The following is a 24,148-nucleotide window of genomic DNA, read 5'->3' as shown; positions in this document are numbered from 1 at the left end:
GCATTCTTTCTTTGGAAATCACGGATTGCAGAATGTTTGATAATGAAGTAGACTTTTTCATGAGGCCGCCTCGTTTCGGATGGTTTGTAGGGGTACAAACACTTTACCGAATGTGGGGCCTTTTTGCTACCCTTTTTTTGGTTAATCAACAGACGTGCAAAAAGTGCAGCTAAAAGGAACAAAATAACTCTTGCAGCTAAAATTCAAAAAGCTACATTTTGTCCAGAAATAGATGTACTAAATACATTTAGTGGTAGATGGTGAGAGAGGCAAGAACCTATATGATGTGAGCAAACGCAAAAGGACCTAGCCGCGGGCTAGGTTTTTCTTATTTGGAAAAAGGGGATTCCCGAGCAGTTTTTGTGAATTGCTTTAGGTTGCTATTTTGCCGGTAACCGATACAATAGTATTTGAATCTAAAGAAATGTTGTGGTGAAGACAAATGGTATCAATTAAGGATGTAGCAAAGCGGGCCAATGTCTCCATTTCGGCCGTATCGAAAACGCTTAACGGCTATGCGGATGTAAGTGAAGCCACAAAGCGAAAGGTGATGCAGGCCGCGCAGGAACTGAATTATTTTCCCAATATGCTGGCCAAAAATCTGAAGCACAAGGTTACGAAGACCATTGCGCTGATCATTTCCAACTTCGAGCAGTCCAACGTCAAGGACGGCGTCCTGTTTCAGACCATAAGAGGCGTTTACGCGGCTGCGCAGCGTTATCAGTATGAGGTGGTCATTTATACGCGCAGCTTGTCCGAGCAGCAGGATAAGTCGTATTGGCAATTTTGCCAGGAAAACAAGATCGCCGGGGTCGTCATTTCGGGCTTGCGGACGACGGACCCTTATTTCGAGGAGCTGGTGAACAGCGAGCTTCCTTGCGTGGTGGTGGACGCGGACATCGTTGGCCCGCATGCAGGATCGGTGATTACCGATAATGTCGGGGCTGCCAGACAAGCGGTGGAATACCTGATCGGCAAAGGCCACCGGGAAATCGGTATGGTGAACGGCCATAGCTTTGCCGCTGTCAGCGTGCATCGTCTTCAAGGCTATCGCGAGGCGCTGGAAGCCAACGGGTTGAGCTTCGATCCAGGCCGGGTTATTGAAGCCGACTTTAGCGAAGAGGTCGCGTATGAAGCTGCCGAACCATACCTGCGGGAGCACCCCGAGCTTACGGCCGTCTTTATCTCCAGCGATCTGATGGCCATTGGATTTATGAGCCGCTGCCGAGAACTGAATGTTCGCATCCCCGAGGATCTTTCGATTATGGGGTTTGACGATATCGTTCTGTCCAGCTACACGACGCCGAAGCTGTCAACGGTGAGACAGGACTTCACGAAGATCGGATATACTGCTTTTGAACAGGTGGTAAATATGCTGGAGCATCGGCCGGGGGGATATCATAAAATTCTACCGTTCGAAATTGTTGACAGAGAGACGGTAAAAGTGCAATAATAGCATCGAAAACGTTTTCGACCTGCAAGGCCTTTTATTTTTGGTTTATTCGAAATCGTTTTCGAACTTTTTTTGCCAAGTTTCGAAAACGATTTAGGTTGCGCTTTCAAAATTATAGAAAAAGGGAGTATACCATGCTCAGCTACGACAACATACGGTCCGACGATTTACGAAATTGGATATTTTCCGAGGTAGAGTTTCATCCTTTGGCGCTCGGCAAAGCTGAGGCGGTCATGTCTCTCGGGAACGGTTACATGGGTCTTCGCTCAGCTTCCGAAGAACCGTACATCGGGGAAAAGAGAAACCTGCTCGTCAACGGTACATTCAACAAATTTGACGAGTTCGAAGTCAGCGAGCTGCCGAATGCGGCCGATTTGACCCGGCTGGATATTGTGATTGACGGTACCCGCCTTTCTCTGGAACGCGGCACGGTGACCGATTACGAACGCTCGCTGAATCTGCGGGACGCCGAATTGGTCCGCAGCTTTGTCTGGGAGTACGGGGGCAAGAAAATCCGTTTCCGCTTCCGCCGCTTCGTATCTCTTGACCGCCTACATCAGATCGGACTTTTGGCCGAAATCACTCCGCTGGAAGGAGGAGATGTATCACTGGTTGTCCGCTCGGGCATCGACGGTCAGGCCACTAACAGCGGCAGCCAGCATTTTCATGAGGGAGAGAAGCGCATTTACGACAAAACGTATCTGGAGCTGATTCAAACCACGACCGAGTCAAAAGTTGACTTTGTTCTGGGGGCGGCCCATCATGTAAAAATAAACGGAGAGAAGACGGACCTGGCTCCCAAGATGGACATCGATCGTCGCAGGGTTGCGGTCTCCTATTCCGTGAAGCTGGAGGAAGGAAGCACGCTTGCGTTTGAGAAGCTGGCAACCGTTTTCACGAGCCGCGACCGGGAATTTGACGGAGATTCTTCGCTGGATCGGGTAAGACAAACGGCGCTTGAGGAATTACGAAGCATGCACTCGGCCGGATACGATGCGTTGTTTGAGAAACACTGCGCCGCATGGGCAAAAGTGTGGCAGCAATACGATATATCGCTGAAATCAGCCCATTCGTTCGATGTGCTTGCGATCCGCTTTGCTATTTATCATTTAGTCATCATGACGCCAGCTCATGACCATCGCATGGGGATCGGCGCTAAAGGTCTGAGCGGTGAAGGATATAAAGGCCATTCTTTCTGGGATACAGAGATCTTTATTCTCCCATTCTATATTTATAGCAATCCTGTCGTTGCCCGTGCGCTTTTGGAATACCGCTATCTGGGACTCGAAGGCGCAAGAGCCAAGGCGAAGGAAAACGGCTATTCCGGCGCGATGTACCCTTGGGAGGCAGGCTGGCCTAGCGATGGAGAAGTGACGCCGGTCTGGGGACAGGTGGACATCGTCACCGGAGAGCAGACCAAGATCTGGTCCGGCTTTATCGAGCAGCACATTACCTCCGACATCACTTATGCCGTCTGGCACTATTACAAGGCTACCGGAGACCAGGATTTCATGAACCGGTTCGGTTACGAAATCATCTTCGATACGGCAAGGTTCTGGGCGAGCCGATTAGAGTGGAATGAGGCGAAGGGCCGTTATGAGATTAACGAGGTAGTCGGGCCGGACGAATATAAAGAACACGTGGACAACAACGCGTTTACCAACTATATGGCTCATTTCAACATCCAATTGGCAATGGAATATTACGAGACGCTGCGAGAGCGGGAACCCCGGCTGTTTGAGGAACTGAACAGAAAGCTGTCCTTGGAACAGGCCATGGCTGAGTGGATCGCAAAAGCGAAGCTGATTTATTTGCCTGAGCCGAACGAGTCCGGCATTATTCCGCAGGACGACACCTATTTGCAAAAAAAGGTGATCGATCTGTCCCCGTACAAGGCGCAAAGCAAGGTAGGCAGCATTTTTGACGATTACAACCTGGATCAGGTTGGTGCGATGCAGGTATCCAAGCAAGCGGATATCATGATGCTGTTCTTCTTGCTGGAAGATCGGTTTGCGCCGGAAATCAAAAGGGCCAATTATGATTATTACGAAGACAAGACGCTTCATGATTCCTCGCTTTCCATGTCGACGCACAGCATTCTGGCCAATGACTTCGGTGACGGTGAGCTTGCCTACAAGCTGTTCCGGCGCGCTACGGAAATCGATCTCGGCCCTTATATGCATTCCTCCGATGCCGGTATCCATTCCGCTTCGCTCGGAGGCATTTGGGAGTGCGTCGTATTGGGATTCGCCGGCGTGCGCATGCTGGGCGGCGAGCTGCACTTGAATCCGAGCTTGCCGGATGCCTGGGAAGAGCTTTCCTTCCCTCTCTATTGGCAAGGTCAGCGTTTGAAGGTGGAGCTTGAGCGGCATTTGCTCCGTATTGAAGCGGATGGCGAAGCAGAAGTAAGTCTCACCGTTCATGGGCGAGAGATGAAGTTTACCAAACAATTACAAATCTCGTATTGAAAAATTAGGGGAGGTCAATCTAATGAAAAAGAAATGGTCAGCAACATGGGCATTAATCCTGATGGTGGCGCTTACACTTTCTGCCTGTGGCGGAGGCAATAGCGGAAGTGGAAATGGCAACGGGAATCAAAAGAGCGCGGGCAGCGAAAAAGTGAATCTGACGTTTTCGGTTTGGGGCGATGTCGCTTCCGGATCCAACGAACAGCAGCTGGCGGATGAGTTCAACAAGGCTCATTCCAATATTCAGGTGAAATTCGAGCCGATTCCAAGCGACGGCTACGGCACCAAGCTGACCACTTCGCTGGCAGCTGGGCAAGCGCCGGATGTATTCCTGATCGGCGAAGGCGACTATTTCAGTTATGTCAACAAGGGCGTCATTGAACCGCTGGACGACTATTTGAAGAAAGACACCTCCTTTTCTTTGGATATTTTCCAAAAGGACCTGATCGACAACATGCGGATTAACGGCAAGCAGTACTATTTGCCGAAAGACTTTAATCCGCTCGCCTTGTGGTACAACAAGCGGATGTTCGACGAAGCGGGCATTGCGTATCCGACGGAAAACTGGACCTGGGATGATCTGGTCGCAACGGCCAAGAAGCTCACCAAAAAGGACGGGGATAAATACACCCAATTCGGTTTTAACGCCGGGAAATGGGAATACCCGCTTTATACGTATCTTTGGGATCATGGGACAGACATTGCCAATGAGGACGGAACCAAAGCTGAAGGTTTCATCAACAGCGACAAGACGGTAGCAGCGATCGAAAAATATGCCGCATTGTCCACCGGCCCGGATCGTGTATCGCCGACGCCACAGGATACGGAAACAATGGGTGGAGATTCCTCCATGTTTATGACCGACAAACTGGCTATGATGGTGACGGGTCGCTGGATTAAAAGCGATTTGGACAAATCCGACGTGAAGTACGGCTCGGCTCTCATTCCGAAAGGCGCAGATGGAACGCGCAGCAGCATCATTGCCAGCGCCGGCTGGGCCATCAACGCCGCAGGCAAACATAAGCAGGAAGCCTATGAGCTTGTGAAGTGGCTGTCGGGCACGGAGGCTCAGAAGTTGCGTTCTGAAAACAGCAAGGTTCTGCCTGCTACCGTGAAAGAGCTGGGCGAGGTCAAGGCCAAGGAGGTTGCGGACAAACCCGTTATTGAAATGATGAACTACGCGAAGAAACCAGTGACCATGCGGTCCGCCAACGGCCCGGTTTTCGTCGAGGAATTTACGAAGGCCATGGAGAAAATTTTGCTGAACAAGCAGGATGTCAAAGGGGCCTTGGATGAAGCGGCAAAGAACATAGATAGCAAAGTTAAGTAAAAAACCGACGGGTGAAGCGCTAGGTTAAAAACGCTTCACCCTCTTCACCTAGGAGGCTGCCATGCGTAAGTCAAAATCGGATTGGGGCGGATATTTGTTCATTCTCCCTTGGCTCGTCGGACTGCTGCTGTTCACGATCGGCCCTATGCTGTTCTCTTTGTTTTTGGCGTTCAGCAAGTGGGATATTATAACCGGCGTCAAGTCTATCGAATGGGTCGGCCTGGACAATTTCAAGGCGATTTTCCACGATGAGCTTTTTTACCAGTCCTTAAAAGTAACGTTTATTTTTGCGCTTGTTTCGGTTCCTTTATACCAGGTCGTGTCCTTGCTGGCAGCGGTGCTGCTTAATATGCGGACCCGAGGCATGAAGGTTTTCCGGCTCATTTATTTCATGCCGTCGGTCATTCCCGCCGTCGCCGTATCCATGATGTGGGTGATGATCTTTAATCCCGAATACGGCATTCTTAACCGTGCTCTCGGCTGGTTCGGCATCCAGGGCCCTGCCTGGCTTCAGGACCCATCGTATGCGCTTGGCGCGCTGATCGTAATGGGCATATGGGGCGTGGGCAACACGATCATCATTTATTTATCGGGCCTTCAGGGCGTGCCCGAGGACATGTATGAAGCAGCGGAACTGGATGGTGCAGGGCGTTTTCGGCGTTTTTTCAGCATTACGATGCCGATGATTTCGCCGACCATTTTCTTCAATTTGATTATGGGCATTATCGGCGGATTCCAATATTTTACACAGGCCTTCGTCATGACGAACGGCGGCCCCCTGAATTCTACGCTTTTCTATAACCTGTACCTTTATAACAAAGCATTTCAGAATTATGAAATGGGATACGCTTCGGCGTTGTCCTGGATTCTGTTCGTGATTATTCTGGCCTTCACGCTTGTCGTCATCCGCAGTTCTTCCATGTGGGTGTACTATCAGGGCGACGATGACAAGGATTAAGGGGGAGGACTTCACCGTGAACCATACTGTTAATCAAAAAATCAACCTGGCGCGCATTGTATCTTTTCTTATTCTGATTGCCGGGGCGGTGGTCGTGCTCGTTCCGCTTGCCTGGACTTTTTTTACATCGTTAAAATCTCCGGCCGAGGTGTTCAAGGATAACTTCTTCCCGACCGTTTGGCATTGGAGCAACTACAAAAATGCGGTTAATGCGATTCCTTTTTTTACATTCCTCAAGAATACGATCATTATTCTCATTCCGGTGATGATTGGTACCGTTTTTTCGGCGGCCTTATGCGCTTATGGCTTTGCCCGGTTCCAGTTTAGAGGAAAAAAGTTTTTGTTCCTGGTGCTGCTGGCTACGATGATGCTGCCTTCCCAGGTTACCATGATTCCAATGTTCATTATGTTTAAGGAAATCGGCTGGGTTGATACCTTTTTACCGCTGATCGTTCCGGCATTTTTCGGGGGCGGGGCCTTCAATATCTTCCTGATCCGCCAGTTCATGCGGGGAATTCCGCGCGATCTGGATGAATCGGCTTTTGTCGACGGCGCGAATCGGATGCAAATTTTTACGAAAATCCTTTTACCGCTGTCCATGTCGCCACTGATCGCCGTGTCCATTTTCACATTCATGGGCGTCTGGAACGACTTTCAGGGTCCGCTCATTTATTTGAATTCCAACGACAAATATACGCTGGCGCTCGGCCTCTCGATGTTCAAGGGGCTGTATAACGTCGAGTGGAACATGCTGATGGCTGCTACGATCCTTATCATGCTGCCTGCGCTCGTCGTTTTTTTCGCCGCTCAAAAATATTTCATAGAAGGCATCTCTATCTCTTCCGCCATCAAAGGCTAATGACTCGCAAGGAGGATTCTCATGACCGGATTAACAAGCAGGCATCCCATCAATCTCTACTACAACGCCAGCGAATATATTAAAATATGCGGAACCCAAGACGGCTTCTTCCCGGACTTCGGCCACCATCTGGCCAATGAAATGGGCGGCGTCTGGCTGCACCCGATCAAGCTGCTGGACGGCTTCTGGCTCAAGCTGACCGACCTGGACCGGAATATCTCTGTTTGGTCCAGAGCGGACGGATTTACGAACGAACCCTGGGGAAGCCGGTTTGACTACGATCACGGACTCAGCCATATTCCGGTGGCGCTTGAACGCATTCAATACGCGCCGGAGCGGGAGCAGGGATTTGTGTCTGCTTACAAGCTGCGATCGTATGGTCGCGGAACCACGCGCCTTCGGCTGGAGCTGCTGGTGCGCACGGATCTTCGACCGGTTTGGTTCTCCGATGAAATCGGCATCATGGACGGGGAACGGGACGAGGCAGTTGTCGTGTCCGAACGCGATGTTCTGGTCAAGGACAGCCGGCATGAATGGTACACCAAGGTTGGCACAGATTTGCCGCAGGTCACGATCGAAACGGGATCGGAGCTGTATGGGCCGGAGTTTACGGCTGGAGCCGGGCTGGGTGTGGCCTTCCGGACCGAGATTGAACTGAACGATAAAGAGGAATTCGAGTTCCGGCTGTTCGCCGCCGGATCATATATGTCGAAGGGAGCATGCGTCCGTACGTATGAGACGATTTCAAACCGGTATGACGCATTGCTTGAGGAGAAGCAGAAAGTTTATGAAACAGTCGAACATCGCGCGCGGCTTGAAATTTCCGGCGAGGCTCAGCTGAACGAGGCGTTCAAATGGACCAAATGGAACAATCAGTGGCTGGTGCAGACCGTGGATGGGATCGGCAGAGGATTGACCGCCGGCGGGCCGACTTACCCATGGTGGTTCGGCTGCGACAGCACTTACGCGCTGCAGGGGGTCTTGGCGATCGGCGATCCGCAGCTTGCCAAGGATACGCTTGATCTCATTCTTCGAAAGTCGGAGGAAATCAACGCCAACGGCAGAATCGTGCATGAGATCACCACGATAGGAGCGGTACCGAATCCGGGCAACACCCAGGAGACGGCCCATTATATTGCATTTGTATGGGAATGCTTCCGCTGGACCGGCGATGAAGAGCTGCTACGCCGTCATTATGCGTATTGCGTAAAAGGCATCGACTGGCTGCTGGGCGAAATGGACCCGGACGGCGATTTGTTCCCTTCCGGCTATGGCATCATCGAAATCGCCGGGTTGAACATGGAACTGATTGATAGTGCCGTCTATACGGCCCAGGCGCTGCGGGCGATGGCCGGCATGAGCGAACAGCTTGGGGACGAAGCCGCCCGGCGCAAATATGCCGAGCTTGCGGAGCGCGCCGTGCGGGCCGTCAACGAGGAGTTCTGGTGTGAATCCGAAGGCTTGTATGCCGACGCGGTTGCACCAACAGCTCAAATTATCCCAAGCGTGGACGATATGGTTTCACTGTCGGAGCAGCATGGCATCGCTGGCTATGGCGCCTATTTGCGGCGTCTTCTGGAGCAGGTGGACGATCAGGAAGCCGACAGGGCTTGGCTGCTGAACAAGAACTGGGTTATCGTTACGCCGATGGAAGCCGGCATAGCCGATCCGGATAAAGCTCGTCGGGCGCTTGCTGCGATGAGAACTCCCGAGTATGTGGGAGAATACGGGACCTACCTGTCCGGTATCTACCGTCAGGGGACGATGACCATTTCGACCGGCGTCCATGCGGTGGCTGAAGCGGCGACCGGGAATTCGGACGAAGCGCTGGACTTGCTGGAGCGGCTGCTTGCCACGTTCTCCAAGGCGCTTCCCGGCTCATTTTCAGAAATGTCGCCGGATTACGGCTGCGTGGTTCAGGCCTGGACGATTTACGCACTGGCGGTTCCGATCATTCGCCATTTCTTCGGCGTCCGGCCGGAGGCTCACGAGCGGCGGCTTACGCTTTCGCCGAAGCTTCCTTCGGCCTGGCGCGGCAAAAGCAGTAGCTTAACCGGCCTTCGAGTGGGCGATGCCGAGTTCGACATCGTGATTACGCCAAAAGAAGGCGGGGGCAGCCTGCTTTCCGTCCGGAACGAACACGGCTGGCAGGTGACGCTGGAGCACGGCGGGGAACGCTTGGAGAGCAAGGATAGCATCATCGAATGGACGCTGCATCAATAAAGAAGGAATATGGAGTGGAGGAGCAACTGTGAAATTACAAGCGGTTCTTTTTGATTTGGACGGCGTCATTATGGACACGGCCGAATTTCATTATATAGCCTGGAAGCGGCTTGCCGAGGAGCTCGGCATCGCCATCGACCGGGAATTTAACGAAAATTTGAAAGGAATCAGCCGCATGGAGTCGCTGGATACGATTCTGAGGCACGGTGGCAAGGCAGACGACTATTCTGCTGAAGAGAAACGGGATATGGCCGAGCGGAAGAACAGCCATTATGTATCGCTGCTGGATCGCCTCAAGCCCGCGGATGTTTACCCTGGCATCCGAGAGCTCCTGCTTGCGCTTCGGGAAGCTGGCATCCCGGCCGTTGTCGCTTCGGCCAGCAAAAACGCTCCGCAAATTTTGCGGGCGCTTGAGCTGTCGGAGCTGTTCCGGTTTGTGGTTCCCCCGGATTCGGTGCCGCGCGGGAAGCCTGCTCCCGATCTGTTCCTGCGGGGCGCGGAGGAAGTGGGGGCCGCGCCTGAGTTCTGCATCGGCATCGAGGACGCCCAGTCGGGCATCACGGCGATCAAGGCGGCTGGCATGACGGCCGTTGGTATCGGTAGTGAAGCGATGCTGAAGGCAGTGGGGGCCGACGTCGTACTGCCGGACACGCGCAGACTGTCGCTGGAGTTTCTGCGCGGGCTGCTTTCTGCTTAAGGTGTTAAGGCGGCGGCAGCAAATTTCGAAAGGGGAGGGGGCAAGGATGATGGATCACGCCACAAGGCGAAAATGGTGGAAAGAAGCGGTTGTCTATCAAGTGTATTGGCGCAGCTTTTATGATACGGATGGAGACGGATATGGCGATCTGCAGGGCGTCACAGAGAAGCTGGATCATATCAAGGAGCTCGGCGTCGACGTTATCTGGCTCAATCCGGTTTACGAATCGCCGGACCACGACAACGGCTATGACATTTCGAACTACTACGGCATGATGGATAAAGCGGGAACGTTCGACGATTTCAAGCGGCTGCTGAACGGCGTCCATCAAAGGGGCATGAAGCTGATCATGGATCTGGTCGTCAATCATACATCGGATCAGCATCCCTGGTTTGTGGAGTCCCGCTCTTCCAGGGACAACCCGAAGCGGGACTGGTTTATTTGGAAGGACGCCAAGGCTGGCGGCCCGCCGAACAACTGGAGATCGTATTTCGAGCCTTCCGCCTGGACGCTTGACGAACGGACTGGACAGTATTATTTTCATTCCTTTGCGGTGGAGCAGCCCGATCTGAATTGGGATAACCCGGAGCTGCGCCAGGAGGTTTACCGGATGATGCGATTCTGGCTGAATCTCGGGATAGACGGCTTTCGGATGGATGTTATCAACCTGCTGGCTAAAAAGAAAGGATTCCCGGACGCGCAGAACCCCGCCAATCTCGAGTATCTTGGCAATCAGCCGGGCATTCATGCTTACTTGCAGGAGATGCATCAAGAAGTGCTTTGCCACTATGACATCATGACTGTGGGCGAGATCCCGTTTGTGGGTGCGGAGGATGGGCTGCTTTATGTGGCGGAAGGCCGGAAAGAGCTGAATATGCTATTCCATTTTCAGGTTGCCGACGATATGCCGTCCTGGGACCTGCTGCGCTATAAGGAGATTCAGAAGAACTGGTACGAGGCGCTTAAGGAAGAAGGCTGGAATTCGCAGTTTCTGAACAATCACGACCATACCCGCCAGGTCTCCAGATACGGCAATGACGGAGAGCATCGCATCCGGTCCGCCAAGCAGCTTGCCATGCTGGTGCATACGCTCCCGGGCACGCCTTATATTTTCCAGGGGGAAGAAATCGGTATGACCGGGGTCCGCTTTGAATCGATTGAGGATTATCGGGATATCGCCATGCTGAACAAGTTCGAGGAAGAGACAGGCAAGGGGCGCCCTGCCGCTGAAGTGCTGGCAAGCCTGCAGCCGCTGAGCCGGGATAACTCCCGTACGCCCATGCAGTGGGATGATTCACCGAATGCCGGTTTTACGAAGGGTACGCCATGGCTTCGGGTGAATCCAAATTACAAGGACATCCATGTGCAAAAAGATTTGGCTAGTCGGGACTCCATCTACCGTTTTTACCAGCAATTGATCTCCTTGCGCAAAGCCAATCCGGTTATGGTGTATGGCGATTACCGGGATTGGTCGGAAGGCCACCCGAAGGTGTACGCCTATACCCGGAGCTATGAAGGAACGGTCTGGCTTGTTCTGCAAAACCATTCTGCCGAATCCGTCCGGTATCCACTCGCCGAGCTGTCTGATTTTACAGCATATAAGGTATTGTTAAGTAATTATGAGGACACAACTTTAGCGCTTGAAGGAGACGCTGTGTCGCTTAGACCGTACGAAGCGGTATTGTGCGGGATGGTCTGATGATCGGATGCGCCTCCCATTAGCACTGAAATATCGAACACTTGCGGCATTAAAGGTTGATGACAGGTAGTAGTAGAGTATAAGGAATGACTCCGTCCCTCAGGGGGCGGAGTTTTTTTCAGGTTAATGAATTTTCTACTAGATTAATAGCAAACCGGAAAACCGGCAGTGGGTTGGTGGTGGAACAAATTTTGTATTTTGTACAACAATCTAATCGAGTCCTGGGCTTACAGGCCGGATTGTTGTAGAAAGTACAACAATATTGCGGCAGTAGGCCCAATTAACCCCAAATTGCTGCACTAAATACAACAATCTGTGGTCTGTAAGCCGTATCAAGTCTAAATTGCTGCACGAAATACAACAATTGGAGCGGGAGCGGGGCAATATGCGGCAAAATGGACAAGCTCGTTTATCGTGCAAAATGGTTCAGCAAATGATGAAATAGGTAATGCTTTTTTCCAATGAAAACGCTATAATCATTATATGGAACATTGGTCCACAATGTGGAACAATTACTTGGCGTTAGATAATAGCAAGGATAAGCCAATCCACGACAGGGAGATGTGATTATGGAGATTAGGTACTCAGTTCACCCGGAGCACGCCAAGGCGATGACGACCGAGCAGATTCGACAGCACTTTTTGATTCAGGATCTGTTCATTCCTGGTCAAACCAAGCTGGTGTATTCGATGGAGGATCGTGTTATTATGGGCGGGATTACGCCGGTGGCGGAGGCGATTTCGCTAGAGGGCAATGATCAGATTAAAGCGGAATATTTCCTGGAACGGCGAGAGGTAGGCATTTTTAATGTTGGCGGCAGCGGAAAGGTGTCTGTGGATGGCGAGTCCTACGCGATGGAAAATAAGGACTGTCTGTATATCGGTCTAGGGAAGAAGGAGCTCCTTTTTACGAGTGATTCACCTGAGAAACCGGCTAAGTTTTACTTGTTCTCGGCAGCAGCTCACCAGGAATATCCTACCCAGCACGTGTCGTTCAGCAGCATCACGGGGGACCGGTTAGGCTCCTTAGAAAGCTCGAATGACCGGATTATTCGCCGGATGATCCACAAGGATGGAATCCAGAGCTGTCAGGTCGTCATGGGATTAACGCAGCTGAACCCGGGCAGTGTGTGGAATACGATGCCGCCGCACACGCATGACCGCAGAATGGAGGCCTATCTCTACATCGATTTGGACGAGAATGCAAGGATGTTTCACATGATGGGCGAACCGACCGAGAGCCGTCACCTTGTCATGAACAATGAGGAGGCCGTCATTTCGCCGCCTTGGTCTATTCATTGCGGGGCTGCAACGGGCAGCTATGCCTTTATCTGGGCAATGGCCGGAGAGAACAAGGTTTACAGCGACATGGATCCGGTTGCAATGGATCAGTTGAAATAGCGTTCCTTGAAAAAGGGGCAGTCACCCAGTAACCCATTATACGAACCGAGAGGTGAAATCAAGACATGGATTTGGAAAATTTCTCGCTGGACTTTTTTAGTCTGAACGGCAAAGTGGCGATCGTGACCGGTGGCAATACAGGACTGGGGCAGGCTTACGCCGTGGCACTGGCAAAAGCGGGCGCCGACCTCTTTATTGTGACGCATAACGATAACTGGGATGAAACGAAGGCGCTCATCGAAAAGACGGGCCGAAAAGTTCAATTTTATCAGGCCGATTTGACGGACCGTCGAAGCTTGAAGCAGCTTGTAGCGGCATGCGTGGATGCGTACGGGACCATTGATATTCTGGTCAACAATGCGGGGACGATCCGGCGGGCGCCGCTGCTTGAATATCAAGAGGAAGATTGGGATGCGGTGATCGACGTCAACCTGAACGCGGTTTACTTGCTCAGTCAAGAAGTCGCCAAAGTGATGGTAGCACACAAGAGCGGCAAGATCGTGAACGTGTGCTCCATGTTGTCCTATCAGGGTGGAAAGTTTGTCCCTCCTTATACCGCGAGCAAGCATGCGGTGGCCGGGTTAACCAAGGCTTTTGCGAATGAGCTGGGGGCTTACAACATTCAAACCAATGGCATAGCGCCGGGTTATGTAATCACGAATAATACGGCGCCGATTCGTGCGGATGAGCAGCGGAATGCGGAGATTATGTCCCGCATACCGGCAGGGCGCTGGGCAACTCCGGCGGATCTGATGGGAGCCGTGGTGTTCTTGGCCAGCCGGGCCTCGGATTATATGAACGGGCACGTCCTGGCAGTGGATGGCGGCTGGTTGGCCCGCTAGGGGAGGTTGCAAGGGCATATGAGCAAGATCGTAACTGTAGGCGAACCAATGTCGCTGTTCGTGGCGGAGCAGGAAGGCCCGCTGGAGGATGTCCGGCGATTCAGCCGATTTGTAGCCGGTGCGGAGGTGAATTTTTCGATCGGAATGGCTCGCCTGGGACACCAGGTCACGTATATCACCCAGCTGGGAGAGGACCCGTTTGGGCGCAATATCGGGAAGTTCCTTCGCCAAAATGGCATTGATACCACGTTTGTCACGTATCATGGCAGCCGTTTGACCGGCATGCAGTGGAAGCAGAAGGTGAGCAGCGGGGATCCGGAGGTGTTCTCTGCCCGCAAAAATTCCGCGGCCTCTCATATGACCGTTGAGTCGATCATGCGCCTTGATTGGGACGGCGTTGACCATGTTCATTTGACGGGAATCCCACCGGCCTTATCGCTCGGGTGCCGGGAGATGGTTTACCGTTTCATCCAAGAGGCGAAGTCCAGAAACGTTCCCATTTCGTTTGATCCGAATCTACGCCCTGGCCTTTGGCCGGATCAGGAAGAGATGGTTCAGGTTATCAACCATTTGGCGTGCCAGGCCGATCTTGTTCTTCCGGGCTTGGAGGAAGGTAGGTGGCTAACGGGTCAACCTGACGTTCAGGGCATCGCCAATTACTATCATGCGGCCGGGGTCAAAACCGTGGTGATCAAGCTGGGGGCCGAAGGCGCTTTTGCAAGCTCGGAAGGGAGATGCTTCTATACGGAAGGGTTCCGCGTACGTCAGGTGGTGGATACCGTAGGAGCGGGAGACGGGTTCGCCGTCGGCGTCGTGAGCGGACTGCTCGAGGGTCGGCCCCTGGAGGAAGCGGTCCGGCGAGGTGCAGCGATTGGCGCGCTGGCCGTCATGTCTCCGGGGGACAACGACGGATTGCCGGACCGTACCGGATTAGAAGCCTTTATGGAGGCGGCCAGCTCATAACAAAGGCATTCCCGGAAGGAAGGGAACACCTTTGTTTTCGGCCATTTATATTCCGCCAACATACCCGAGACTCCGGGAAATTTCCATGCTGGTCTGCTTCACTTTATCTATCAGCATTCCGTTTACGAGATCCAAGGTTACTCGATTGCTTGGCCCCGAAATGCTGAAGCTTGCGACGATTTTGCCCTCATGATTGTAAATCGGGGCTGCAATACACCGGATGCCCTCTTCATTTTCCACATCGTCCAGTGCATACCCCTGCTGCTTGACCTTTTGGATTTCTTTTCGCAGGGCCTCTGCAGAAGTAATCGTGTTCTTTGTTTTTGGCACAAAATCGACTTGAGCAATGAGCTGCTCCAAGCGGCTTTCCGCCATGCCCGCATATAGCACCTTGCCAACGCCCGTACAGTACATGGGAGCACGGCTGCCGATCCGGGAAAACATGCGAATCGTTTGATTGCTCTCAATTTTGTCGATGTAGGTGACTTCGCCCAGATCCTCGACGCAGAGGTGGACCGTTTCATTGACCTCGGCCGACAGTTTTTCCAGGTAAGGTCTGGCCGTACTTACGACATTGTTCTGATTGAGGATATTCCGGGACAGGAACAGAATTTGCAGACCTAATTTATATTTATCCGTTTCCGGGTCCTTTACGACGTAATTCATGCTGGATAGAGTGGCCAACAGCCGGTGGGTGGTGCTTTTGGATAGGCCGACCTGTTCGGTTAATCGGGCGATTTGAATGCCATCCGGGTAGTCGGAGAGGGCGTTTAATAGGGTCAGTGCTCTTTCGAGCGATTGAACGTTCGACATGGTGATAACCTCTTTATATTCATGATTTAATCGTTATCCTACATGATAAAACGCCGTTCTGCAATATGATACGCTATAGCGCGTTTTATAGGAGAGAGGCTGGGTGTACATGAAAAAGCTGCAGGTGCTAACGAAAATAAAAGAGTGCGGCGTTGTTGCCGTAATTCGAGCCGATGCGAAGGAAGAGGCTGTAAAAATCTCAGAAGCCTGCGTCAAAGGCGGCATTCAAGGCATTGAGGTTGCGTTTACCGTTCCGAATGCAGACCAGGTCATCAGGGAGTTAACCTCCCTTTACCAAAATCATCCGAGTGTGGTGATTGGGGCGGGGACGGTTCTGGATGCAGCAACGGCAAGAATCGCTATTCTTGCAGGGGCCGAGTTCGTGGTCAGTCCCGTCTTTGACGAGCAAACCGCAAGGCTCTGCAATTTGTACCAGATTCCTTATATGCCGGGCTGCATGACGATTACGGAAATGAAACAAGCGCTGGAGGCAGGGGTTGATATCGTCAAGCTATTCCCTGGAAGCGCGGCAGGCCCGGATTTTGTAAAAGCGGTAAAGGCTCCGCTGCCGCAGGTGAATCTAATGCCCACAGGAGGGGTAAGCCTCGACAACATCGCCAAGTGGATTGAGAACGGCTGCGTCGCGGTAGGGATCGGCGGCAATTTGATGTCCCCGGCCAAGACCGGTGACTTTGATCGGATAACGGAGTCTGCACAGCAATATGTCGAAAAAGTCCGGGAGGCTAGAGGGCAGTTAGTCGCTTCATCCACATACACAGGCAGCATGCAAAGGGGATAAGCCCATCGAAGGGGTTTCATAACATGACAATTATGGCGATATAGCAAAGCGCGAGTAGGTAGGGACTTAACTGAAACCTTATGCTCGCGTTTTTTAATATATTTGTTCATTTACAAATCTTTGAACCGAGCTCTATAATAGTTTACACTATGTTAATCATTTACTATGTGTAAACTAAGGTGGTTAAGGATGACTTATTTACTGAAGAAGGACAAGTACCCGCTGTTCATTTTAATGCTCAATTTATTTATTGCTCTGCTAGGCCAAGGGATGGTCATTCCGATCCTGCCTGATTATTTGAAGCTGTTTAACGCAGCCGGAACGGCGGCCGGATATTTGGTCGCGGCGTTTGGAGCGGCGCAGTTTTTCTTTTCCCCGATAGGCGGAAGGCTTTCGGATAAATACGGCCGAAAAATCATGATTTTGTCGGGCCTGTTTTTTACGGTGATTTCCGACTTTGTGTTTGCCATTTCCCATACGCTAACGCTATTATATATAGCTCGTTTTATCGGAGGCATCGGTCTGGGGATCATGGTCCCCTCGGTGCTGGCCTATGTTGCCGACATCACCACCAAGGATACGCGCGCCCAAGGGATGGGTTATATCAGTGCGGCGATGAATTTAGGCATGGTGCTTGGTCCCGGCATTGGCGGGATGGTGGCGCAGCTTGGCATCAGAGTGCCGTATTTTTTGGCATCGGGCTTAGGGCTTGTTGCTACTTTGTTAACCCTTCTGCTGCCTGAAACGCTGCCTTTGGAGCAGCGCAGCAAGGGGAGATCATCATCAGGGCCGCAGATATCGATGGGAAAACAGCTCGTACAATCTTTTCACGCCCCGTATTTCCGGTATTTGCTGCTCATTCTGGTGATGACCTTTGGCCTTGTGAACTATGAGACGGTGTATTCCTTATTCGTGGAGCAGAAATATGGCTTTACCTCGAAAAACATTTCCGTGCTTATCACTTTAGGGGCGGCCATCGGGATCGTTACCCAGGTGTGCGTGATCGACAAGGTCATCAAGCGCTATGGCGAGCATCGATTAATCGTATTTTCCCTGCTCATGACCTCGGCTGCGCTCTTACTCATGCTGCTTAAAGTCAATTTCGCCTACTTATTAGCGGTGTCGGCGATATTTTTCGCGTTCAACTCCTTGCTCCGTCCGACGGTTAATACGCTGCTTGCCAACGCGGCCGGGAGCGACCAGCAGGGGTTTGTTTCCGGGTTGAATACTACTTATACTAGTATGGGAAATATCATCGGCCCGGTTATGGCAGGCAATTTGTTCGATTGGCACATCAATTTGCCGTTTATCGTAGGGGCTATCATTTTATTTGGAACGATCTTTTTAACGAAGAAAGAAAATACAGCCTACCAGAACGAGGGTTGAGCATGAGCGATTCATGGCATCAAAATGTAAAAAATCAAAATCGCGCGAAAATCATCGCCGCAGGGAGAAAACTTTTTTTAGAGCACAACTTTCTGCAGGTGAATGTGAAAGAAGTATGCGTGCGGGCGGAGATCAGCCGGATCACGTTCTACAAGCACTTCAAGTCGATTGATGAGCTGATCTTTGAAGTGCAAATGGACGTGCTTGAGCATATGACGGATTACATCGTGCAAAGGGACAATCCTGCAGCAAGCGGGTTAGGCCGGATTCAGCTTATTCTGCATGCCTGGGTGGATTTTGCCAAAGAGTTCAAGGATCAAATGAAGTTTATCATTTTGTTTGACCTGTACTATGAGGATTACGAAGCGAACGTGGAACTGAAGCAGCGATTTCAAAGCTTTGTTAATGATAGCAACCATAAGGATTTTTTAAACTCGGCGATTGTTCAGGGGATCGAGGACAAGACCTTGAAGGCTGACCTAGACCCGGTCAAAGCAGGCTATTACATCTTTCAGACGATGATGGGCGTGCTGCAAAGAATGAGCTATACCTCGTTGCCGAGCGTCTATGGAGTTGTCACTTATGATGACATCGCAGAATCTGTAGTGGACATGGTGCTGAACTCGGTGAAGCGTGGGGAATAATGAACCTATAAGGTATTATTCATCAAGCACGAGTAATGGTGGGTTATCTCGCCTAGGGCCCGTGTTTTATTAAGATTATATTATTTATAACTCAACTTCCGCAGCATGAAATGGGTAAACAAGCCCTGATTATATAGCTGGGCAAAGCTAAAATCCATTGCTGGAGTTGACGTTGAATCAGGGCTGAAAGCTTTTTGCCTACTTTCGTAGATTCGTTGATCAGATCTAGCAATTGTTACAAAGCTACCATCCAGTCCAACATGCCCACTTCGTCACACAGCAAATAAAACAAGCCGCCAAATAAGCGAGCATCCGTGCTTTGACGATGCTGCCAAGCCAGCAGAATATATCGCGAGAATACATCGTGGTATGACTGATGAGCAAATCATAAGAGCGGGGAAGGACCTTGGATTTTGTAGTAATCGACTATGGACGTGGACATAATAAGCAGGAGAAATTGGCTTGAGATTACCGGAAGAAAAATGGACCACTTTGGCTTAAGCCTCTATGGTCCATTTCCTTGAGAAAGATTATGTTTAAAAAGCTACAATTTTTAGACAATGCCAATTATCATGCATTTTACGTTCATCTTCCAAGTACTTGAATCATAAGTTGTACCTAATTCAGCAGTCATGTCCACTCCCATTAATGTGGAAGTTGCCAAACTGTTAAGAGGAACCCAGCCCCAATTTCTCACCAAATCAGTACCGGAATTATCTGTGGGGGTTAGGGTTTTTCTTTGTTTTACGGCAGGTCCACTAGAAAGAGGGGGGCCATCTTGAACAAACAAATGGCTCTTGCTTTTAATTTTTACTGTACTATCTTTAATTTCGTATCTCCAGTCGACTTTATCTAAAGTAACTCCCTCTTCAGATGCACTACCACTAAAAATATAGTAAATTGTTGCTTTAGCGTAGACACTAATAGAACTATCATATCCATCCGCTGTTTTAGTGCCGGAGCTTCCCATAATTGTTACGTCAGCAGCGTATTCAGTTACAATCTCCCCTGTGCTGATTTCTCTTAAATCGTACAATGGTCGAACGGACTGATCAACAACTTGGGCATCATGTTTATCATCAGTATTGTCATCAATAATATCGGGTAGAACCTTAAGTTCTAAGGAATGATTCCTTTGAAGAGATGCTATATCGTATCTGGATGTATTATCATATACCTTAACAAGTTCATATCCTTTGGGAATATCTAAATTGGGTGTAATTGATACTGATGATGCACTTACTGGTGCTCCTAAAAGAACAGTAAACATTAAGATAGTGATACTTGAAAGTAATAGCCTTTTCATAAATCAACCTCCCATGACATTTAATAGTAAATATATTATATAATTAATATAACATACAAAGTATGGAAGTGAAATAAGGAGGTAGGTGTAGTATGAAAAAAAAGCTAGCTATTTTTATATTATTGCTTCTAGTACTGTCAGGTTGCATACAAAAAAGCAGTCTTACTTTTGAAGGAAAAACAAAAAACTGGGAATCTACTTTGTCAATCGATATAAAGGGCAGGGTCGATGGGGAGATAAGTATTAGATATATCGGAAGTGTGGGGCAAGATATAGACTACTTTGAATATGAATTACTGGGGCAGACAAATAAAATATCACAAAGTAGAAAAGGAAATATTCATATGCCTTTAGAATTTAAAGATTCTATTAATAGTACCCTTAAGCCAAAGGATGGAGGTAAATATGATTTGAAAATAAAGTGGAATGATAAAATCGAATTATTGGAACTATATCAAAAATAGTACGTCCCGAAGTTTACTAGGAAGGATTTATATCGTGACCTATTTTGACTCTTGACAAGGAAACACTTTCTACACACAGTGGTAGGAAAAAATGCAAACGAAACTGGCAAGAATAGCAGAGCTGGCAAAAGCAAAACCGAAGGAGTCCTTCACAGCGTTGTATCATCTGCTCAACGAAGGGCTGCTGATGCAATGTCACCATGAACTGGATGATGCAAAAGCAACCGGAGTAGATGGAATCACGCAGGCTGAGTATGAAAGAATGCCCATGAAAACATCCGAAATTTGGTCGAACGACTGAAGAAGAAACATTACCAACCGCAATCGGTACGGCGCGTCAATATGCCCAAGGATGCCAACAGCAAACAGCCATTGGGAATCCCGTCCTATGAAGACAAGGTCGTACATTTGGGATTGAACAAAATCCTGCAAGCGATCTATGAGCAGAACTTTTTGGACATGTCATACGGATTCCGCCCCAACCGGGGCTGTTACAATGCGCTCGAGCCTTAAACCGGGTATTGGAATGGCGGAAGATCAGTTATGTCGTGGATGCGGACATTCGCAGCTTTTTCACCGACGTTGATCATGAATGGCTGATGCGGTTTCTGGGCTTCTCGTAGCGGACCCCAATATCCCTCGACTCATCCGACGATTCATAAAGGCAGGCGTGATGGAAAACGGGGAATGGGAAGCAACGAATACCGGCACGCCGCAAGGCTCAATCCTGTCTGCATCCCCGTGATGCCCGACTTCACCGAACTTAGTAGCGTGAAGTCCATTGGGACGAACGAATGCCTCTCCAACCACCCATGGTAAGCAGGCGGAAGCACTGTACTTGGGGTTATGCCCATTTTGGCTCTGCGAAAGTTGAGTTATATAGTTTGATTTTTCACATGTTCACAAAAAAATCAACTTATAGCGAAGGAGAAGCCCTTTCCTTGAGGAAAATATTGGGTAGGCAAATTTCGCTTAGAAGGATGATGAAATGATGAAAAAGGTATTAGCCGTTGCATTGTCAGCAGCGCTGATCTTGGGGTTCGCCCAATTTCTGCCGACGCCAAATGGTTCCCGTGTAGCTGCAGCTGCACCGGCAAAAAGTAAAACGGACGCAAGCAAGGCGGCCCAGAACAAGCCAAAACCCGCCCAAGATCCCAGAATGGCTGTACTTATGGCTAACAAGAATTTTCTCGGGGGACTCAGCAACAAGCAGATGCAAGAGGATTATGAATACTTGTGGAAAACCTTGCGCGAAAGCTACCCATTTCTTGGTGTAGCCAAGCGTTCGGGGATTGATGTCGACGCCGTGTACAAAAAATATCAGTCACAGGTTGCCGCCACGAAGGATGATCTGACCTTTGTCAACACGGTCGCAAATGCGGTGGAAAATCTGCAAGGGCTTGGCCACCTTTCGTTATTTATGAGCTCTGGTACGTACAGCTATTTACTCAGCACCTATGGGGAGCTTCAACAATCGATGCCTCAGCTTAAGGCTTGGTACGCTGCTCTCTCGAACCCAAAAACATTGGATGCCTACACCAAATTGGCCGGGCTTGAGGCTAAGGTGATCGATGTGCAAAAAGCCCAAGCATTGGGGAACCCCCAATCGGGAAATGCACAGACACCTGTCAGTCAGGGGCAGACCCCTGCTGAGAATATCACTACTAAGATTTTAACGCCGGACAAAATTGCTTATGTCAAAATCAACAGCTTTGGCAATGAGTACATTGAGAAGGACGGGAAAATTCTTAGCGATTTCTACAGCAAAATTTCCGGTTATGATCATTTGATTATTGATATTACGGACAATGGTGGCGGTAATGAGGAGTACTGGTTCGATCATATTGTAGCGCCTAATATTTCTAAGGACTTAACGCAGAAGCAGTACAATCTGTTTAATGTGAGTGCGAACAACAAGCCATATTTGGCAGCCGCTGACTTCCTGAAAGACGCAAAACCTGTAGCTGAGCTTCCCGACTTCCCGAAAATGGCTAAGGAAGACTTGAAGGGCCTAAGCAGCTTTACCGTAAATGAAAAAGTAATGAAGCCAAGCGGAGAGAAAAAGGCGTTTAACGGCAAGATCTGGGTGCTGGTTAATCAAAATGTATACTCTTCGTCCGAGGCCTTTGCGATGTTTTGTAAAAGCACAGGGTTCGCCACTCTCGTAGGCACGCCTACAGGTGGAGATGGCGGTGGCATTGACCCGGCTTACGTTGTTCTTCCCAACAGTGGTATGGTGGTACGATACAGCATGCTTTACGGGATTAACCCCGACGGGACAAACAACGAGGAATATGGAACACAGCCGGATTTCGTCTCCCCAACCGGAGAGTCGGCGCTCGATACCTGCTTGAAGCAGATTGCGCAGCAGAAGTGATCGTGCTATAATCCCAACTAAATCCAAATGGATTCAATGACGAAGCTATCATCAGGGATAGGTGCAATGCAGCGATTCGGGGATAGTGGAAGCCCGAAGGAAGCCTCTTGATGAACCCCACTTCCGAGAAATGTGCTTGAAAAGATGAGTAGAGTACATCGGGGATCACGACCCCGTTATCAAAGCAGAGGACCGATTACGGTCAAATTAGAGTGGTACCACGGGAATAAATCTCGTCTCTTCGGAGGCGGGATTTTTTTTGATGCACAAAAACTTTAAAATTCTCGGGGGAGCTCTTTACCGCAGAACTCACAGTGTTATCGCATAACTTAGTGTGTTCCGCAAAACTAACGGTTTCCGTAACTCACTAAGTGTATTAAGTACAGTTAAATGTCGCCCTATTGGAAATATTGAGCATTTAAATGCAAAAAGTACAGCTAAAAGAAACAAAATACCCCCGTCAATCCCAATTGATCCAATTTAAATGCACATTTTACAGCTAAAATCCAAAAAGCCATATTTTGCCCGGAAATAGCTGTACTAAATACATTTAGTGGTGGATGGTAGGAGCGGCAAGAACCTATATTGATGACCCGGAGCCATTTTTTTGTTTTTATTTCCCAAAGGAGGCGCCTGCCCTATGAGCAATGTGACCAAATATTATGAAATGATCGACGAGGATTCAAGGTTCGCGAGGAATTCTCGCAAAATTGAGTTTCTTACCTCCACGCATGTACTGGATCCGCTCATACAGCCGGGTGCCCGAATTCTCGACGTAGGCGCCGGAGGCGGTGTTTACACCTTTCATTACGCGGAACGCGGGTATGAGGTGGTTGCGGTTGACCTCACTCCAAAGCATGTGGAGATCATTAAGGACAAATGCAGCGAAAAGGGGCTAAACCTGGAGGCACATGTGGCGGATGCTACGGATTTAAGTCGTTTTGACGCTGAAGCCTTTGACGTTGTCCTTTGCTTCGGACCGATGTACCATCTTACGAATGCTGCGGCCCGCGAGGCTTGTATCCGAGAAGCGCTAAGAGTGCTGAAGAAAGGCGGCCTTCTGGCCATCGCCTATATTAATAAATTTTCGACGATTCCGATGCTGGCTACGCGCGATCCAAAATTTATTAGAGCCAGCGTGATCGATAAGGTGATTCGCAAGGGCGTCATTACCGAGGGCGATGCGGACTGCTTCTGGACGGATGCCTATTTTACAAGCCCGGATGAGCTGGAGGCTTTTATGGGACAATACGATGTGACTACGGTCGACCATGTCGGTACCGATGGAATTAGCCATACGATCCAAGATTCTGTAGACGGCCTCGGAGAAGCAGAGTTCGACGCTTGGCTCAGCTATCATTTTCAAACCTGCCGTGAAAAAAGCATCCTCGGCATGAGCACACATGGCTTATACATTGGTAAGAAGAAATAAAGCAGTCATATATACATTTCTAAAAAAATAGATAT

Annotated in this window: 21 protein-coding genes, 1 pseudogene and 1 other annotated feature; of the genes and pseudogenes, 19 read left to right on the top strand and 3 right to left on the bottom strand. The window is 49.9% G+C overall.

All coding sequences use genetic code 11. From position 1 onward, the window contains the following. The first annotated feature begins 442 nt into the window (after positions 1-442). From ACFQ3W_RS15300 to ACFQ3W_RS15250, 11 genes are all read left to right on the top strand, one after another. Positions 443-1,453 carry a LacI family DNA-binding transcriptional regulator gene (locus ACFQ3W_RS15300; RefSeq protein WP_379320104.1) on the top strand — a complete coding sequence of 337 codons (1,011 nt, stop codon included), beginning with the start codon at positions 443-445 and terminating at the stop codon, positions 1,451-1,453. Between the two features lie 134 nt (positions 1,454-1,587). Then, positions 1,588-3,921 (top strand): glycoside hydrolase family 65 protein, encoded by a 2,334-nt coding sequence (locus tag ACFQ3W_RS15295; RefSeq protein WP_379320103.1) that lies wholly within the window; start codon positions 1,588-1,590, stop codon positions 3,919-3,921. Positions 3,922-3,943: 22 nt separating this feature from the next. Beyond that, positions 3,944-5,251, top strand: a complete 1,308-nt coding sequence (locus ACFQ3W_RS15290; protein ID WP_379320102.1) for an ABC transporter substrate-binding protein — start codon at positions 3,944-3,946, stop codon at positions 5,249-5,251. A gap of 61 nt (positions 5,252-5,312) precedes the next feature. Continuing rightward, complete coding sequence (locus tag ACFQ3W_RS15285) at positions 5,313-6,209, top strand: carbohydrate ABC transporter permease (RefSeq protein WP_379320101.1); 897 nt, start codon at positions 5,313-5,315, stop codon at positions 6,207-6,209. 16 nt (positions 6,210-6,225) lie between these two features. After that, entirely contained in the window at positions 6,226-7,068 is an 843-nt protein-coding gene (locus ACFQ3W_RS15280) for a carbohydrate ABC transporter permease (RefSeq protein ID WP_379320100.1), read from the top strand. A 21-nt stretch (positions 7,069-7,089) separates the two neighbouring features. Continuing rightward, a complete protein-coding gene (locus tag ACFQ3W_RS15275; RefSeq protein WP_379320099.1) occupies positions 7,090-9,291 on the top strand; it encodes an amylo-alpha-1,6-glucosidase in 2,202 nt (733 codons plus the stop codon). Positions 9,292-9,319: 28 nt separating this feature from the next. Next, positions 9,320-9,988: a beta-phosphoglucomutase gene (pgmB, locus tag ACFQ3W_RS15270; protein WP_379320098.1), complete on the top strand. Its 669-nt coding sequence runs from the start codon at positions 9,320-9,322 to the stop codon at positions 9,986-9,988. Positions 9,989-10,034: 46 nt separating this feature from the next. Further along, positions 10,035-11,687: a glycoside hydrolase family 13 protein gene (locus ACFQ3W_RS15265; RefSeq protein WP_379320097.1), complete on the top strand. Its 1,653-nt coding sequence runs from the start codon at positions 10,035-10,037 to the stop codon at positions 11,685-11,687. 569 nt (positions 11,688-12,256) lie between these two features. Further along, the gene (kduI, locus tag ACFQ3W_RS15260; protein ID WP_379320096.1) at positions 12,257-13,087 is read left to right on the top strand and encodes a 5-dehydro-4-deoxy-D-glucuronate isomerase; all 831 of its coding nucleotides are present in this window, start codon (positions 12,257-12,259) and stop codon (positions 13,085-13,087) included. Positions 13,088-13,152: 65 nt separating this feature from the next. Then, the gene (gene kduD, locus ACFQ3W_RS15255; RefSeq protein WP_379320095.1) at positions 13,153-13,929 is read left to right on the top strand and encodes a 2-dehydro-3-deoxy-D-gluconate 5-dehydrogenase KduD; all 777 of its coding nucleotides are present in this window, start codon (positions 13,153-13,155) and stop codon (positions 13,927-13,929) included. An 18-nt stretch (positions 13,930-13,947) separates the two neighbouring features. Then, entirely contained in the window at positions 13,948-14,892 is a 945-nt protein-coding gene (locus ACFQ3W_RS15250; protein WP_379320094.1) for a sugar kinase, read from the top strand. A gap of 45 nt (positions 14,893-14,937) precedes the next feature. Here the strand turns inward: ACFQ3W_RS15250 and ACFQ3W_RS15245 are convergent, their stop codons facing one another. After that, the gene (locus ACFQ3W_RS15245; RefSeq protein WP_379320093.1) at positions 14,938-15,705 is read right to left on the bottom strand and encodes an IclR family transcriptional regulator; all 768 of its coding nucleotides are present in this window, start codon (positions 15,703-15,705) and stop codon (positions 14,938-14,940) included. Between the two features lie 109 nt (positions 15,706-15,814). Here ACFQ3W_RS15245 and ACFQ3W_RS15240 point away from each other — a divergent pair, with 109 nt between their 5' ends. From ACFQ3W_RS15240 to ACFQ3W_RS15230, 3 genes are all read left to right on the top strand, one after another. Continuing rightward, complete coding sequence (locus ACFQ3W_RS15240) at positions 15,815-16,504, top strand: bifunctional 4-hydroxy-2-oxoglutarate aldolase/2-dehydro-3-deoxy-phosphogluconate aldolase (protein WP_379320113.1); 690 nt, start codon at positions 15,815-15,817, stop codon at positions 16,502-16,504. Between the two features lie 189 nt (positions 16,505-16,693). Beyond that, positions 16,694-17,890 carry an MFS transporter gene (locus ACFQ3W_RS15235; RefSeq protein WP_379320092.1) on the top strand — a complete coding sequence of 399 codons (1,197 nt, stop codon included), beginning with the start codon at positions 16,694-16,696 and terminating at the stop codon, positions 17,888-17,890. A gap of 2 nt (positions 17,891-17,892) precedes the next feature. Beyond that, positions 17,893-18,534: a TetR/AcrR family transcriptional regulator gene (locus ACFQ3W_RS15230; protein ID WP_379320091.1), complete on the top strand. Its 642-nt coding sequence runs from the start codon at positions 17,893-17,895 to the stop codon at positions 18,532-18,534. A gap of 91 nt (positions 18,535-18,625) precedes the next feature. On the opposite strand, the pseudogene ACFQ3W_RS15225 reads toward ACFQ3W_RS15230, so the two are convergent. Both ACFQ3W_RS15225 and ACFQ3W_RS15220 read right to left on the bottom strand, forming a co-directional pair. Further along, positions 18,626-18,930 (bottom strand): annotated as a pseudogene (locus ACFQ3W_RS15225) (IS4 family transposase); the annotation flags it as partial. 157 nt (positions 18,931-19,087) lie between these two features. Further along, the gene (locus ACFQ3W_RS15220) at positions 19,088-19,840 is read right to left on the bottom strand and encodes a hypothetical protein (RefSeq protein ID WP_379320090.1); all 753 of its coding nucleotides are present in this window, start codon (positions 19,838-19,840) and stop codon (positions 19,088-19,090) included. 92 nt (positions 19,841-19,932) lie between these two features. Here ACFQ3W_RS15220 and ACFQ3W_RS15215 point away from each other — a divergent pair, with 92 nt between their 5' ends. From ACFQ3W_RS15215 to ACFQ3W_RS15195, 5 genes are all read left to right on the top strand, one after another. Beyond that, positions 19,933-20,304 (top strand): hypothetical protein, encoded by a 372-nt coding sequence (locus ACFQ3W_RS15215; RefSeq protein ID WP_379320089.1) that lies wholly within the window; start codon positions 19,933-19,935, stop codon positions 20,302-20,304. 91 nt (positions 20,305-20,395) lie between these two features. Beyond that, entirely contained in the window at positions 20,396-20,605 is a 210-nt protein-coding gene (locus ACFQ3W_RS15210) for a hypothetical protein (protein WP_379320088.1), read from the top strand. Beyond that, a complete protein-coding gene (locus ACFQ3W_RS15205; RefSeq protein ID WP_379320087.1) occupies positions 20,590-20,817 on the top strand; it encodes a hypothetical protein in 228 nt (75 codons plus the stop codon). Before ACFQ3W_RS15210 ends, ACFQ3W_RS15205 begins: the two co-directional genes overlap by 16 nt. Positions 20,818-21,292: 475 nt before the next feature. Next, positions 21,293-22,681: a S41 family peptidase gene (locus ACFQ3W_RS15200; protein ID WP_379320086.1), complete on the top strand. Its 1,389-nt coding sequence runs from the start codon at positions 21,293-21,295 to the stop codon at positions 22,679-22,681. Positions 22,682-22,708: 27 nt separating this feature from the next. After that, positions 22,709-22,925 (top strand) — a binding site (T-box leader). A 396-nt stretch (positions 22,926-23,321) separates the two neighbouring features. Further along, positions 23,322-24,113: a class I SAM-dependent methyltransferase gene (locus tag ACFQ3W_RS15195; RefSeq protein ID WP_379320085.1), complete on the top strand. Its 792-nt coding sequence runs from the start codon at positions 23,322-23,324 to the stop codon at positions 24,111-24,113. Positions 24,114-24,148: the final 35 nt, after the last annotated feature.

This window comes from Paenibacillus puldeungensis (genome assembly GCF_042678945.1).
Taxonomy (GTDB): Bacteria; Bacillota; Bacilli; order Paenibacillales; family Paenibacillaceae; genus Fontibacillus; species Fontibacillus puldeungensis.
This window is presented reverse-complemented; position numbering and strand designations above follow the sequence as displayed.

Bases quoted from the DNA above. Each gene is read 5' to 3' on its own strand.
- ACFQ3W_RS15285 (WP_379320101.1), top strand. From the start codon at position 5,313: ATGCGTAAGTCAAAATCGGATTGGGGCGGATATTTGTTCATTCTCCCT.
- ACFQ3W_RS15230 (WP_379320091.1), top strand. From the start codon at position 17,893: ATGAGCGATTCATGGCATCAAAATGTAAAAAATCAAAATCGCGCGAAA.
- ACFQ3W_RS15290 (WP_379320102.1), top strand. From the start codon at position 3,944: ATGAAAAAGAAATGGTCAGCAACATGGGCATTAATCCTGATGGTGGCG.
- ACFQ3W_RS15215 (WP_379320089.1), top strand. From the start codon at position 19,933: ATGAAAAAAAAGCTAGCTATTTTTATATTATTGCTTCTAGTACTGTCA.
- ACFQ3W_RS15295 (WP_379320103.1), top strand. From the start codon at position 1,588: ATGCTCAGCTACGACAACATACGGTCCGACGATTTACGAAATTGGATA.
- ACFQ3W_RS15245 (WP_379320093.1), bottom strand. From the start codon at position 15,705: ATGTCGAACGTTCAATCGCTCGAAAGAGCACTGACCCTATTAAACGCC.
- ACFQ3W_RS15220 (WP_379320090.1), bottom strand. From the start codon at position 19,840: ATGAAAAGGCTATTACTTTCAAGTATCACTATCTTAATGTTTACTGTT.
- ACFQ3W_RS15265 (WP_379320097.1), top strand. From the start codon at position 10,035: ATGATGGATCACGCCACAAGGCGAAAATGGTGGAAAGAAGCGGTTGTC.
- ACFQ3W_RS15250 (WP_379320094.1), top strand. From the start codon at position 13,948: ATGAGCAAGATCGTAACTGTAGGCGAACCAATGTCGCTGTTCGTGGCG.
- ACFQ3W_RS15275 (WP_379320099.1), top strand. From the start codon at position 7,090: ATGACCGGATTAACAAGCAGGCATCCCATCAATCTCTACTACAACGCC.
- ACFQ3W_RS15195 (WP_379320085.1), top strand. From the start codon at position 23,322: ATGAGCAATGTGACCAAATATTATGAAATGATCGACGAGGATTCAAGG.
- ACFQ3W_RS15210 (WP_379320088.1), top strand. From the start codon at position 20,396: ATGCAAACGAAACTGGCAAGAATAGCAGAGCTGGCAAAAGCAAAACCG.
- ACFQ3W_RS15235 (WP_379320092.1), top strand. From the start codon at position 16,694: ATGACTTATTTACTGAAGAAGGACAAGTACCCGCTGTTCATTTTAATG.
- ACFQ3W_RS15200 (WP_379320086.1), top strand. From the start codon at position 21,293: ATGATGAAAAAGGTATTAGCCGTTGCATTGTCAGCAGCGCTGATCTTG.
- kduI (WP_379320096.1), top strand. From the start codon at position 12,257: ATGGAGATTAGGTACTCAGTTCACCCGGAGCACGCCAAGGCGATGACG.
- kduD (WP_379320095.1), top strand. From the start codon at position 13,153: ATGGATTTGGAAAATTTCTCGCTGGACTTTTTTAGTCTGAACGGCAAA.
- ACFQ3W_RS15300 (WP_379320104.1), top strand. From the start codon at position 443: ATGGTATCAATTAAGGATGTAGCAAAGCGGGCCAATGTCTCCATTTCG.
- ACFQ3W_RS15240 (WP_379320113.1), top strand. From the start codon at position 15,815: ATGAAAAAGCTGCAGGTGCTAACGAAAATAAAAGAGTGCGGCGTTGTT.